10 protein-coding genes are annotated in these 12,271 nt (G+C 74.3%); 5 read left to right on the top strand and 5 right to left on the bottom strand.

Annotated elements, in window-relative coordinates; translation table 11 throughout:
* Nucleotide 1: 1 nt before the first annotated feature.
* Nucleotides 2-670, bottom strand: a complete 669-nt coding sequence (locus ACZ3UD_RS15840; RefSeq protein WP_465586858.1) for a lysophospholipid acyltransferase family protein — start codon at nucleotides 668-670, stop codon at nucleotides 2-4.
* 175 nt (nucleotides 671-845) lie between these two features.
* On the opposite strand from ACZ3UD_RS15840, the gene ACZ3UD_RS15835 reads away from it, so the two are divergent.
* Nucleotides 846-1,058 carry an EF-hand domain-containing protein gene (locus tag ACZ3UD_RS15835; RefSeq protein WP_387624548.1) on the top strand — a complete coding sequence of 71 codons (213 nt, stop codon included), beginning with the start codon at nucleotides 846-848 and terminating at the stop codon, nucleotides 1,056-1,058.
* A 118-nt stretch (nucleotides 1,059-1,176) separates the two neighbouring features.
* Here ACZ3UD_RS15835 and ACZ3UD_RS15830 read toward each other — a convergent pair whose 3' ends face one another.
* Entirely contained in the window at nucleotides 1,177-3,375 is a 2,199-nt protein-coding gene (locus ACZ3UD_RS15830) for a bifunctional glycosyltransferase/CDP-glycerol:glycerophosphate glycerophosphotransferase (protein ID WP_465586855.1), read from the bottom strand.
* A 740-nt stretch (nucleotides 3,376-4,115) separates the two neighbouring features.
* Between ACZ3UD_RS15830 and ACZ3UD_RS15825 the strand changes: the two genes are divergently transcribed.
* Nucleotides 4,116-4,385, top strand: coding sequence for a hypothetical protein (locus ACZ3UD_RS15825; protein WP_380609447.1), 270 nt, complete (start codon nucleotides 4,116-4,118; stop codon nucleotides 4,383-4,385).
* Between the two features lie 255 nt (nucleotides 4,386-4,640).
* The gene (locus ACZ3UD_RS15820) at nucleotides 4,641-5,096 is read left to right on the top strand and encodes a YjbQ family protein (RefSeq protein WP_465586853.1); all 456 of its coding nucleotides are present in this window, start codon (nucleotides 4,641-4,643) and stop codon (nucleotides 5,094-5,096) included.
* Here ACZ3UD_RS15820 and ACZ3UD_RS15815 read toward each other — a convergent pair.
* Nucleotides 5,093-5,650, bottom strand: coding sequence for a DUF1990 family protein (locus ACZ3UD_RS15815; protein ID WP_465586846.1), 558 nt, complete (start codon nucleotides 5,648-5,650; stop codon nucleotides 5,093-5,095). The two genes, ACZ3UD_RS15820 and ACZ3UD_RS15815, sit on opposite strands and share 4 nt — an antisense overlap.
* Nucleotides 5,651-5,988: 338 nt before the next feature.
* Between ACZ3UD_RS15815 and ACZ3UD_RS15810 the strand changes: the two genes are divergently transcribed.
* On the top strand, nucleotides 5,989-6,219 hold the full coding sequence (locus ACZ3UD_RS15810) for a hypothetical protein (RefSeq protein WP_465586843.1): 231 nt from the start codon (nucleotides 5,989-5,991) through the stop codon (nucleotides 6,217-6,219).
* Nucleotides 6,220-6,278: 59 nt separating this feature from the next.
* Here the strand turns inward: ACZ3UD_RS15810 and ACZ3UD_RS15805 are convergent, their stop codons facing one another.
* On the bottom strand, nucleotides 6,279-9,401 hold the full coding sequence (locus tag ACZ3UD_RS15805) for an AAA family ATPase (RefSeq protein ID WP_465586840.1): 3,123 nt from the start codon (nucleotides 9,399-9,401) through the stop codon (nucleotides 6,279-6,281).
* The gene (locus ACZ3UD_RS15800; RefSeq protein WP_465586838.1) at nucleotides 9,398-10,567 is read right to left on the bottom strand and encodes an exonuclease SbcCD subunit D; all 1,170 of its coding nucleotides are present in this window, start codon (nucleotides 10,565-10,567) and stop codon (nucleotides 9,398-9,400) included. Before ACZ3UD_RS15800 ends, ACZ3UD_RS15805 begins: the two co-directional genes overlap by 4 nt.
* A gap of 495 nt (nucleotides 10,568-11,062) precedes the next feature.
* Here ACZ3UD_RS15800 and ACZ3UD_RS15795 point away from each other — a divergent pair, with 495 nt between their 5' ends.
* On the top strand, nucleotides 11,063-12,223 hold the full coding sequence (locus ACZ3UD_RS15795; RefSeq protein ID WP_465586835.1) for a hypothetical protein: 1,161 nt from the start codon (nucleotides 11,063-11,065) through the stop codon (nucleotides 12,221-12,223).
* Nucleotides 12,224-12,271 lie beyond the last annotated feature (48 nt).

The raw sequence follows: 12,271 nt of genomic DNA, 5'->3' as shown, positions 1-12,271 counted from the left end.
GTCAGGCCGCCTTCGGCACCTCGTTGTAGCTCTCCACGACCTCCTGGCCGGACAGCCGCTGGATCGCCGCCATCACCTCGTCGGTCACCTGCCGACGGGCCTTCAGCGAGCGGGCCTGCCCGTGCAGCTCGTCGAAGTGCAGCGGCTCGCCGAAGCGGACCGTCACCTTCTTGATCCGCGGGACCCGCTTGCCCACCGGCAGGATCTGCTCCGGTCCCTCCAGGGCCACCGGCACGACCGGCACGCCCGCGGTCAGCGCGAGCCAGGCGACGCCCGTCTTGCCCCGGTAGAGCCGGCCGTCCAGCGACCGGGTCCCCTCGGGGTAGATGCCGAAGGCCTTGCCCGACTCCAGGATCTCCAGCGCCGACTCCAGCGAGGCCTGAGCGGAGCGGTAGGTGCCGCGCTCTACCGGCACCGCGCCGATCGACTCGAAGAAGCCCTTGGAGAGGCGGCCCTTGAGCCCGGTACCGGTGAAGTACTCGGCCTTGGCGAGGAAGTGGACCCGGCGCGGGGCCGTGAGCGGGATCACCACGCTGTCGATGAAGGACAGGTGGTTGCTGGCCAGGATCACCCCGCCCTTGCGCGGCACGTTCTCGACACCCTCGATGACCGGGCGCCAGATCCCCCGTGACACGGGTTTCAGCACCAGCCTGGTGACGAGATCGAGCATGTTCCCTCCCTGGACGAACGACCGCCCGGGAGGAGCCCGGGCCAGCAATCAGACCCGCAGACTACGACACCCACCCCCGCGCCCGTCCACTCCCGGCCACCGTGGCGCCCACCACGGCCGGGTAGTGTACGGCCGTCCGAACCGAGCACAACCCCGCAGTACCCAGGAGGGAACGATGGAGAGCATCGAGGCCATCAAGGAGATGTTCGACCGTATCGACCAGAACGGCGATGGCAAGATCACCCCGGCCGAGTACGCGCTGGCCGCCAACGAGATGGGCGACCACGGCGTCACGCTCTCGATGGCGGAGGCGCTGATCCACGCGATGGACACCCGGCACCAGGGCTACCTGGACTTCGAGGAGTTCCTGGCCGCCCGCCAGCGCTGAAGTCGCACCGACGGGGCCGGTCGTCGTACCGGCGGCACCGGCCCCGCCCGGAGCTCCGGCGGCCCTTCCCCGGCCGACTCCTTGGGGATCAGCCCCAGGCGGGCCGGCTCCCCCTGGGTCAGCCCTTGACCGGGAACACCCGGCGCACCACCCGCTCCGCCGCCCCGCCGTCGTCCCAGACGCAGAACTTGGCCCGGAACCGCGCCCGCGCCGCCGGCTCCGGATCGCCCGCCCGCAGCGCCCTCGCCAGCCCTTCCGCGTCCACCGTGACCGCGCCCGGCGGCTCCTCGAACAGGTCGAAGTACACGCCGCGCTCGCGCCGGTACTCCTCCCAGTCCGGCGCGAAGACGACCACCGGCCGGTCCAGCACCGCGTAGTCGAACATCATCGACGAGTAGTCCGTCACCAGCGCGTCCGCCGCCAGGTAGAGGTCCTCCACCGTCGGGTGCGCCGAGACGTCCACGATCTCCGCCGCGTCCTCACCGGCCGTCAGGTCGCCCGGGCCGCCGATGTGGAAGTAGTGGGTGCGCACCAGCAGCGTGAACCGCGGGCCCAGGCGCCGGGCCAGGTCCGCCACGTCCACCAGCGGCACGTAGCCGCCCTTGCCGCCGCGGTGGGTCGGTGCGTACAGCACGGCCGTGGTGCCGGGCCGCAGCCCGAACCGCTCGCGCATCGCCCGGACCTCCTCCGGGGTGGTGTTGGCCAGCCGGTCGTTGCGCGGGTAGCCGGTGTCCAGCATCTCGTACCGGCCGGGGAAGGCCCGGGCGAAGTGCTCGCTGGTGTGCGGGTTCGAGGAGACCAGGAAGTCCCAGCGGTCGACGGCCTCCTGGAGCCGGTCGAAGTCCATCCCCTCGGCCGCCTCCGGGCGGTCGCGCAGGTCCATGCCCATCGCCTTGAGCGGGGTTCCGTGCTGGGTCTGGACGTGCACCGTCCCCGGCCGCTTCACCATCGTCCGCGGGAAGTTGACGTTGTTGACGAAGTACTTGGCGGTCGCCATCGCCCTGAGGTAGGCGGGGGTGTTGACGATCACGTACGGCACCCCGGGCGGCATGGTGGCGGCCTGCGTGCGGCTCTCCACCACCCACACGCCCCGGATCTGCGGGGCGAGTTCCTTCGCCTTCTCGTAGATCGCCGCCGGGCTGCAGGCGTAACCCCGGTGCCAGTACGCGGCGTAGACCGCCAGGTGCTCGTCCAGCGGGAGGCGGCGGAACGCGTTGTACGCGGTGAACCGGGCGCCGCTGCGCACGCCCTTCTTCACCGCGGGCGCCACCGCCCGCGCCCCGCGCTTGAGTCCGCGCGGCAGCCGGCCGGTGCGGCGCAGCTCCGCGTACGCGATCCGGGCGCCGCGGGCGGCCAGCCGGTACTGCACGCCGCGCACCCCGCCGGGGAAGCGGTAGCCGGCCGGGCGGTGGCGCTCGAAGTGGTCGGAGATCCGGTGGAAGAAGTCCTTGCGCCGGTCGGTGGGGACGAGCCCCGGGGTGTCGTAGACGTTCAGCGCCTGGCGCAGCGTCCGGTCGAAGACCAGGGTGCGCAGCGACTCCGGGACGGGCCGGCCGGGACGGTCCGGGCGGTCCAGGAAGGTGAAGATCGCGTCGTACTGGGCGAACACGTCGGCGTGCTTGGGGGAGGCGGTGGCGGTGATCGCACCGTCCCGGCCGCGCCGGTAGAAGTAGCAGGGGCGGTCGAGGTAGCGCAGCCGCTCGGCGGCCAGCAGCGCGGGGTAGGTGACCGAGATGTCCTCGTAGTAGCCGCGGCCGAAGGCGACGTCCAGGCCCTCCAGGAAGGCACGGCGGAAGACCTTGTTCCACACCGACATCACGGTCTGGAACAGCGCCGGGTGCTCGGCCAGGGTGCAGCCCTCGACCAGCGGGGAGCCGACCAGGACGTGCCGCCAGGGGTTGGGCTCGGTCTCGCCGTCCGGGTAGACGTGGGTGAAGTCGGTGAGCAGCACGTCGGCGGGGGTCTCCCGGCGGAGCTCCTGCTCCAGCTCGTCCAGGATCACGCCGACGGTCCGCTCGGGCACCCAGTCGTCGCTGTCCACGAACCAGACGTACTCGCCGCGCACCAGCGGCAGGGCGGCGGTCCGGGCGCCGCCGAGGCCCTGGTTCTCGGTGAGGTGCAGGACCCGTAGCCGGGGGTCGCGGGCCGCGTAGGCGTCCAGGATCGCGCCGGAGCCGTCGGGGGAGAGGTCGTCGACCGCGATCACCTCGAAGCGGGTCTCCGCGGCGTGGGTTTCGCCGAGGATCGAGTCGAGGCAGCGCGGGAGGTACCGCTCCACGCCGTGGACCGGGAGCACGATGCTGAGGAGGAGGGACACGCTGGCCGAGTCTACCGATCCACCGGGCGCGACCTGCGGGGACGTCCGGTCGGCGGTGGGAGGCGGGGGCCGGGCCCGGAACCGCCGGTGCCGGGCCCCGAGCGGGGCGGCACCGGCAGTCTGGTGGCGGCCCGGCCGACCCTCTACGGCCGGCCGCCGGTCCGGGCACCCTGCGAGCCTGGCCACCGCAGCGTCGAGGTGACCGGGCAGTGGCTCGCGGGAACCGGAGTTTGATCGAGTCATTTCATCACTCGAACACACGCTTGAGTGCGGTGCGGGCACTGTCGTGTGCATCAGATATTGCTTGGAGGATCGACGCGAGTCAATCCCTCGTGTGTGTTCACTTCATGAATCTGATCGCTGACGCCAATCGCGCCACCGGTGATCGTTTTATCGACCTGACGGCTGTCCCCTATATGCGGGCGACTCATCATGCGGGCGACTCATCGACAGCCGGGGCGATTCGTCCACAACACCGTGGCACCCGCCGGACGCCCCCGTGCGCCCGGCGCATACCGCGCGAACGGGCGCCGGGCCAGTGCCTCCTGGCCCTCCTGACGGACGGCGGGTCGTGCACCATCATTGATGCCCAGTCGTGACCGCACACAAGGCCCCTGGTGCATCGTCAGTTGACGCCGCACGGTACGGTGGCACAACACCAAGGACGGTTGCGCGAAGGCCGTCTGTCACGGATAGTCTTCGCCTCACGGCCCTGGCGCCTCGTAGGGGTGGGAAAACTGATGGAACACATGCAAGTGCGGACTCGGCCCCGTGTGCCGGCGATCCAGTGCGGTGTCGGCGCGACCGGCCGCAGGATCGACCGACACCTGGCCGTGCTCGGCGCGCCCGCACTCTCGGCGGTGGACACCGCCGAAGCGCTCGGGCTGATAAGGGAGCTGACGCCGCGCGGCGCAGACGCCCCGGCGGCGGCCCGTCGTCGCCACACCCGGGTCTCGCTGCTGGCGCCGCTGCGTCGGCTGCGGCGGAGCCTCTTCGGCGGGCGCGGCTAGCGGCCTCCGGTCGTGGTCGGCCCGGCCCCGACTCGACCCGGCGGACCAACCGGCCCGTCGGGTCTTCGTCGTATCCGGAAGCCTGTTGACGGGCGGCTCCGTCGACGGGCAGGTCCGTTGACGGGTTGCTCCGCTGCCGGCGGATCCACCCGCTGCTTTGGTCTGAACCTCTCACCCTATTCGAGTTTGCCTCCTTGGCAAGGGCAGACGGCGAGGCAGTAGGTCCGGCCCGCTGACCTGGGCCAGGATGGCGCCATGGCCGACAACAACCACTCCACGTCCACCGGGTCAACCGGCTCCTTCCAGACCGTCACGCTGGAGATCACCACCGGCAACCGTGAGGTCGCGCTCGACATCACGGACCGCTGCGCCGTGTTCCTCAACGACCGGGCCGCCGGGCGTGACGGCCTGCTCAACGTCTTCGTTCCGCACGCCACCGCCGGGATCGCCGTCCTGGAGACCGGCTCCGGCAGCGACGAGGACTTCCTCGCCACCTTGCGCGACCTGCTCCCGGCCGACGACCGCTGGCGCCACCGGCACGGCAGCCCCGGCCACGGTCGCGACCACGTGGTCCCCGGCCTGGTCGCCCCGCACGCCACCCTGCCGGTGATCGGCGGGCAACTGGCGCTCGGCGTCTGGCAGTCCGTGGTGCTGATCGACACCAACGGGGACAACCCGCGCCGCACCGTCCGGCTGTCCTTCCTCGGCTAGCGGGCCCGGGCGACGTGCTCGGCCACGGCGGCGAGGTAGTGCTCGATCGCCAGGTACTGGCAGAGCAGCGCGACCGGACGGCCCAGCCGGGCGTACCAGGCGGACAGTCGGGAGAACGCGGCGACCTCGAACCACACCTCGCCGTCGGCGTCCATCGACACCAGGAACGACTCCTCGCCGCACTCCGGATGCCCGGGCAGCGTCCCGTACGCGAACCCGATCCGATCGGGCTCCGCCACCGTCCACACCACCCGGCAGGGGATCGCCAGCCGCGGCCACCGGCTGCCCGGCAGGCTCAGCCGCAGCAGCACGGTGGCCCCTTCCCGGGCCGGCTCGCCCGGCCACACGGCGAAGCCCGTCCCCAACTGGCTGCCCCAGCCGAGCACATACCGCCCGGCCCGCTCCAGCACCTCCGGCCCGTGGCCCAGGTGGACCCGCCGCCGCAGCTGCGCGTACCCGTCCGGCAGCGGCCCTCCCCGGGTGGCTCCCACCTCGGGGTACGTGGGCATGGCGGCCCGGGCGGCCTGCAGGCGTTGCTGAAGATCGGCGACCATGGCGGCCACGGTAGTCGGGAGCCGGGGGCGGGTCGTCGGCGGGGCGAATGACGGATAGCGGATGACAGATGACAGATGACAGATGACAGCTTTCGAAATCTGTTATCTGTCATCCGTTGGTTGTCAGTCGTCATCCGCTCTGCGGGCGCTCGCCGCGCTGGACGCACATGGCCTGGACGCATACGGCCCGTTCGCACACGGGGCCTGGACGCACACGGCCCGGACGCGCGACCGGGGCCGATGCTCGACGGGTCGGGGAGATGACCGAGGAGGCCCGGGCCGGGGTCGTCTGCGGGGGCATCTTGCCGCAGGGCGGGGGCGGGGAGTAGGAAGGCGGCATGAGCGACAGCGCGACGGATGCGGTGGTGACCGAGGGCGCGCCGGTGTGCGAGCCGGCGTCGGACGGCTCGGCGGAGGCCGCGCTGCGGCACGACCCGGAGGCGACCGGCCCGCGGGCGGACTGTGTGCTGTGCGGGGAGCCGACCGAACTGCCGGCCGACCGGCCGGGCAGCACCCTGTGCCCGGTGTGTGCCTGGCAGCAGGCGCAGCGGGTGGCGTGTTCGGGCTGAAAGGCCGCTGCTGGGCCATGTCTGACAATGAGCGCCCGGCGGGAATCGTCAGACGGGCCTCAGGCGTCCTCCCGGGTGGCCAGAGCGAGGGTGGAGCCGTGGCGGCCCTTGCGGACCATGAGCTGGGCGGGGATGCGGCTGCGCAGGTCGGCGACGTGGCTGACGATGCCGACCGCGCGGTCCCGCTCGCGCAGGCCGTCGAGGACGTCCATCACCTCCTCCAGGGACTGCTCGTCCAGGGTGCCGAAGCCCTCGTCGATGAACAGCGTGTCCAGCGGCATGCCGCCCGCCTCGTCGGTGACCACGTCGGCCAGGCCGAGGGCGAGCGAGAGCGAGGCGAAGAAGCTCTCGCCACCGGAGAGGGTCGCGGTGTCCCGCTCGGTGCCCGTCCAGGCGTCGACCACCCGTAGGGCCAGGCCGGAGCGCTTGTTGCCGGTGCCGCGGTCGTCGCTGTGCACCAGGGTGTAGCGGCCGCCGGACATCCGGACCAGCCGGTCGCTGGCCGCCGCCGCGACCTGCTCCAGCCGGGCCGCCAGGACGTACGACTCCAGGCGCATCCGCAGCCGGTTCTCGGTGGAGGTGCCGGCGGCCAGCGCGGCGAGGCGGTTGATCCGCCCGTACCGCTCCAGCGCCGGGGCCAGGTCCCGGGCCAGTTCGGTCAGTTGCCGACCGATCGCGGCCAGCGCCGCGCAGCGCTCCCGGGCCGCCGACCGGGCGGCGTGCGCCTGGCCGAGCCGGTCGGTGGCCGTGCCGAGCGCGGCCGCGGCGGTGGGCAGGTCGACCGGTGGACGGGCCGCGGCCTCGGCCAGTTCGGGCAGCGCCAGCTCGTGCCGCACGGCCGCCGACTCCGCGCGGTGCCGCTCCAGCCGGGCCGCCAGCCGCTCGCGCTGCTCGCGCGGCAGCAGTACCGCGAGCGCCGCCGCGGCGTCCGGGAAGCCCGCCGCGACGGCGGCCTTGCCGAGCTCCTCCTCGGCCTCGCCCAGCCGGGCCCGCGCCTCCGCGCAGGCCCGGGCGGCGGAAGCGGCGGCGGCCACCTCCTCGGTGAGCCGGGTCAGCGCAGCGGTCCGGTCGGCGACCGAGGCCGCCTCTCCCCGGGCGGCCGCCACTTTGGCGGTGAGATCCCGTTGCTCGGCGTCCAGCGCCTGCAGCCGGTCGGTGAGGACGGCGGCGCGCTCCTTGGCCTCGTGCAGCTCGTCCAGTCGGCGGGTGCGGTCCTGCGCCAGCCGGCCGATCTCTCGCTCGACCCGGCCGAGCGCCTCCGCCTCGTGCAGCGCCTCGCGGTGCTCGCGCTCCAGCCTGGCCAGGGACTGCGCGAGCGCGTCCGTACCGTCCGGCCCGGCCGCCCCGGCGGCGGTGGCCTCACGCACCCGCAGCGCGGTCAGGGCCTGGTCGGCCGCCGTCCAAGCCTGCTCGGCGGCGGCCTGGGTCTGCCGGGCCCGCTCCTCGTCCTCGGCGCTTACCCGGCTGCCCGCGGCGGCCTCGGCGGGCGCCGGGTGCTCGGGCGAGCCGCAGACCCGGCAGGCCTCGCCCAACCGCAGCTGCTCGGCCAGCTCGGCGGCCATGCCCGCCAGCCGCCGGTCCCGCAGGTCCAGGCTGTGTTCCCGGGCGTCCAGCGCGGCGGTGCGCAGCTCGGCGACCCGCGGCTCGGCGCCCGCGATCTCGGCCCGCAGGTCGTCGCGCTCCCGAGCCGCGCTCAGCCGGGCGGCCAACTCGGTGCGCTGTCCGTCCAGTTGCTCGACCCTGGCGCTCGCCGCCTGGGCCCGGGACTGCTGCTCCTCCAACCGGCCCAGCTCACCGTCGAATTCGGCCAGCCAGTCCTCGGCCTCCTCGGCCAGCCCCTCGGCGGCGCTCCGTTCCTGCGTCAAGGAGAGTTGCTCGCGGGCGAGTTCGGCGCAGCGCCGTTCCTCGGCCCGGGCCGCCTCCAGCCGGACCACCTCGGCGCGCAGCCGCAGCTCGGCCTCGGCCAGCTCGGCGGCGCCGGTGTCGGTTCCGGCCTCGGTTCCGGCCTCGGTCCCGCTCCCGGCCCCGGTTCCAGTTCCGGTTCCGGGTTCGGTCCCGCTCCCGGCTCGGGCGAGCCTGCGGCCCTCGGGGCCGGAGCGGGCCAGCGCCTCCCGGCGCCGCTGCTCCGCCTCCCGTGCGCGCCCGAGCGCCTCGGCCGCGCTCTCCCGCAGCCGCAGCGCGGACTCCACCCCGACGGCCTCCTGCGCGGCCGCCAGCCGCTGCCGGTCCCGCGCCGCGGCCGGCTCGAACTCGGCCAGCCGCTCGGCCTCGGCCACCGCCTCCCGGTGCCGGCGCTGCCGCCCGGCCAGCTCCTCGGCGGACTCCCGGTCCCGCTGGGCCTCGCGCTGCGCCGCCTGCGCGCCCGCGAGCGCGGCCTCGGCGACGGCGAGCTGTTCGGCGGCGCCGCTGCGCAGGACCGCCGCCCAGCCGAGCACCCCGGCGGTCAGGTCGGCGTCGCCGTCCTCGGTCGGAACCCAGCCGTCGGCGGGCTCGGCGTCGGGCCCGGCCGCCTGCTCGGCCTTGCTGGCGAGGTCGCGCAGCCGGCGCCGACCGGCCTGGACGGCGGCCTCCTGGGCGCGCCGCTGGTCGGCCAGCCAGGTCTCGACCAGCCCGTACCGCTCGGTGTCGAACAGCCGCCGCAGCAGCTTGCCGCGCTCCTCCGAGTCGCCCTTGAGGAAGCGGGCGAAGTCGCCCTGCGGCAGCAGCACCACCTGGCAGAACTGCTCCCGGCTCATACCGATCAGCCGGTGGATCTCCTCCCCGGCCTCCTGGTGCGACTTGCTGAGCGGCCGCCAGCCGGGCGAGCCGTCGCCCGCGTCGGCCGTCCACTCGCGCAGCAGGGTCTGCGGCCGCTCGACCGTGGTGCCGGTGCCGACCTTCTTCGGTCGGCGCTGCTCGGGCAGCCGGGTGATCTGCAGCCGCCGGCCGCCGAGCGTCAGCTCCAGCTGCACCTGGGTCAGCCGCTTCGGGTCGGCGTGGTCGCTGCGCAGCCGGTTCGCTCGGCGGGCGTTCGGCGTCTCGCCGTAGAGGGCGAAGCAGACCGCGTCCAGCACGCTGCTCTTGCCCGCACCCGTCGCGCCGCGCAGCAGGAACAGCCCGCCGGCGGCGAGCGCGTCGAAGTCCACCGTCTCGCTGCCCGCGAACGGGCCGAAGGCGGTGACGGTGAGCTTGTGCAGCCTCATCGGGGCAGGTCCGCCTTCTGCTCGGTGGTCTCCCGGACACGCTCGAAGCCCTCGCGCAGCCAGCCGAGCTCGTCCGGCTCCGGCTCGGCGCCGGGGCGGACGTGCCGCAGGAAGCCCTCGGCGATCTCCAGGTCGTCCCGGCCGCTGACCCTGGCCGCGTACGACTCGGACGGCCCGGCCTCGCTCTCCTCGGGGTCGAACAGCAGCTGGAGGGTGTGCGGGAAGCGGCGGCGCAGCTTCTCCATCGGCTCGCTGGGGCGGGCCGCGTCGGTGAGCGTGGCCTGCACCCAGGACTGCTCGTGCTCGGCGTACTTCTCGTCGGTGAGCAGCGCGTCCAGCGTGTCGCGCAGGGTGGCGAGCGGGCGTGGCTGCGGGCAGTCGACCCGCTCGGCCGCCACCGAGCCGTCGGCCGCGAGGTCGACCAGCCACATGGTCTTGCGCTGGCGCACCTCGGAGAAGGAGTAGGCGAGCGGGGAGCCGCTGTAGCGCAGGTGCGGGGCGAGGGTCTGGCAGCCGTGCAGGTGGCCGAGCGCGGCGTAGTGCACCCCGTCGAACACCGCGGCGGGGACGGAGGCGACCCCGCCGACCGCGATGTCCCGCTCGCTGTCGCTCGGCGCGCCGCCGGTGACGAAGGCGTGCGCCAGTACCACGGCCCTGGTCCCCTCGGGGCGAGCCGCCAGATCGGCCCGGACCTGGTCCATCGCCGCGCCGAGCACCGCCGCGTGCCCGCCCTTGGCCAGCCCGAACCGCTCGCGCACCAGCGTGGGCTCCAGGTATGGCAGCCCGTACACCGCGACCGGCCCGTGTTCGTCCGCCAGCAGCACCGGCTCGGCGCACTCGCCCGGGTCGGTCCGCAGGTGGATCCCGGCCTGCCCGATCAGCTTGGCGCCGACCCCGAGGCGGCGGGCCGAGTCGTGGTTCCCGCTGATGAAGACCGTCGGCACCCCGAGGTCCGCCAGCCGGTGCAGCACGTCGTCGAACAGCGCGACCGCCTCCAGGCCGGGCAGCGCCCGGTCGTACACATCCCCGGCGACCAGCACGGCGTCCACGCCCTCGGATCGGACCACCGCCACCAGGTGGTCCAGGAAGGCGCGCTGGGCGTCGTGCAGGCTCTCCCGGTGGAACGAACGCCCGAGATGCCAGTCGGAGGTATGCAGGAGTCGCATGGTCCCCGACCATAGCGCCCGGCACTGACAAGCCCGCCTGGATCAGTTGTCACGGGCGTCCCAGGGGCCCGGGGGTCGTCGCCCGTCACCACGTTTGCGACCCCGGCGCACCGGATGACGCTCGCGTGCCGGGCGGCGTCGTTCGCCATCCCCGACGCGTGGCGCGTCCGGGTCCGTCCAGCCCCTCCCACCCGTGGTCGCTGCTGCGACCTGTCCATCGGAGGAGCGCCAGGATCGAGTCGTTCGGGGTCGTTGGCGGGCGTATTCGATCGATAGCGTCCGAAATATGGACGGAAATCGCCAGGACTGATCGATGAATGGCGGTGGAGCCGGGGTCGCCTGACCTTGTTCGACTACTTGGGGTGGGGTGTCAGTGGCTCTGTGTATGTTCCGTGGCGTCGGCGACTCCGAGCGTCGGAGTGGCCGGTGCCGGCCGGTGCTGCCCTGAGCTGCCCTGTGCCGGCCGCTGCTGAGCGAGCGAGGAGGAGGAAACCCATGACTGTGCGGGATTCGGCGTACGAGGTGTCGGGCACCGTGGTGGTGCGGGGCGGGCCGGTGCGGGGCCGGCGGGTGCTGGTGCTCGGCGGGCGCAGGCCCGGGGCCGGGGTCGGCGGGGTGCCCGCCGGCGGTCCCGGAGGGGCGCCGCCGCCGGGAGGTGGACGGCCGCCGGGCGGGCGGGCCGGTGGAGCCGGGGCCCGCGGGCGGCGCGGCGGCCGGGCCCGGGGCGCGCCGCCGCAGCCGGTGGCGGTCGCGCTCGCCGCGGAGGCGGCCGACTTCGCGGGGCTGGCGAAGTACGGGCTGTTCGGTGGCCTCGGGCACCAGGAGTACCTGCGCCGGGCGGAGGAGCAGCTGAGGGGCCTGCACGGGCAGGGGCTGGAGGTGCACCTGCGGGTCCTCGAAGCGGGCGACTTCGAGGACTACTGCGCGGCGCTCGGGCTCGATCCCCGGGCGCCCGCCGCCCGGGTCGCGTACGCGGGCGATCCGGAGCTCGCCGGGGAGCCGTTCGTCTACGCGGGGGAGCGGTTGGTCGAGCTGCTCCCGGTGCTGCTGGACGACCACCGGGCCCGGGTGCGGATGTCCGTCGCCTGTGCGGCGCTGCTGGAGGCGGTCGGCGACGACCCGGCCGGGCAGCGACGGATGGCGGCGGTCATGCGGTACGTGACCTCGGTCTATGTGGCGCTGGCCGAGGGCGCGGGGGAGGGCTGCCACCTCCTGACGCTGCGTTGCCACGGCCCCGAGGACGGCGAGGAGCTCACCTCGGCGGTGGACGTCTGCGTGGCGGCGGGGCGCCTGCACCCCTCCGGGCGGGACACGGAGGCGTTCTGCGTCACGCTCGCGGCGGGCGTGGCCTCGGGCGGGGAGGGGGCGCTGCTGCTGCACGGCGACCCGTCGAGCGGGCCGCCGGACGGGGCTTCGAGCGGGCCGTCGGCCGACCGGCCGCCCGGGCCGCCCGGGCCGACGGTGCGCGGATGGGCGCTGGCCGACGGGCGGCTGCGGCCGATGACCGCCCACGAGGTGTTCGACGAACTGGCCGACGACGCGGCGCGCGGGCTGCCGTTCCCGCCCGGGGTGGTCCCGCGGCCGGGGTTCCCGCTGCCGGGCTTCCCGGGGGCCGGCTTCCCGAGGGTCGGGGAAGGGGGCGGGCCGCTGGGGTGATCGGGCCGTTCGCGGTCTCCGCATCCACCATGCGGCGCTGGGGACTGT

It is taken from the genome of Kitasatospora sp. NPDC023118 (assembly GCF_055560875.1).
This window is presented reverse-complemented; position numbering and strand designations above follow the sequence as displayed.

What these genes read in the sequence shown, in the direction of transcription:
- ACZ3UD_RS15800 (WP_465586838.1), bottom strand. Translation starts at nt 10,567, where the DNA reads ATGCGACTCCTGCATACCTCCGACTGGCATCTCGGGCGTTCGTTCCAC.
- ACZ3UD_RS15820 (WP_465586853.1), top strand. Translation starts at nt 4,641, where the DNA reads ATGGCCGACAACAACCACTCCACGTCCACCGGGTCAACCGGCTCCTTC.
- ACZ3UD_RS15825 (WP_380609447.1), top strand. Translation starts at nt 4,116, where the DNA reads ATGGAACACATGCAAGTGCGGACTCGGCCCCGTGTGCCGGCGATCCAG.
- ACZ3UD_RS15810 (WP_465586843.1), top strand. Translation starts at nt 5,989, where the DNA reads ATGAGCGACAGCGCGACGGATGCGGTGGTGACCGAGGGCGCGCCGGTG.
- ACZ3UD_RS15840 (WP_465586858.1), bottom strand. Translation starts at nt 670, where the DNA reads ATGCTCGATCTCGTCACCAGGCTGGTGCTGAAACCCGTGTCACGGGGG.
- ACZ3UD_RS15805 (WP_465586840.1), bottom strand. Translation starts at nt 9,401, where the DNA reads ATGAGGCTGCACAAGCTCACCGTCACCGCCTTCGGCCCGTTCGCGGGC.
- ACZ3UD_RS15835 (WP_387624548.1), top strand. Translation starts at nt 846, where the DNA reads ATGGAGAGCATCGAGGCCATCAAGGAGATGTTCGACCGTATCGACCAG.
- ACZ3UD_RS15795 (WP_465586835.1), top strand. Translation starts at nt 11,063, where the DNA reads ATGACTGTGCGGGATTCGGCGTACGAGGTGTCGGGCACCGTGGTGGTG.
- ACZ3UD_RS15815 (WP_465586846.1), bottom strand. Translation starts at nt 5,650, where the DNA reads ATGGTCGCCGATCTTCAGCAACGCCTGCAGGCCGCCCGGGCCGCCATG.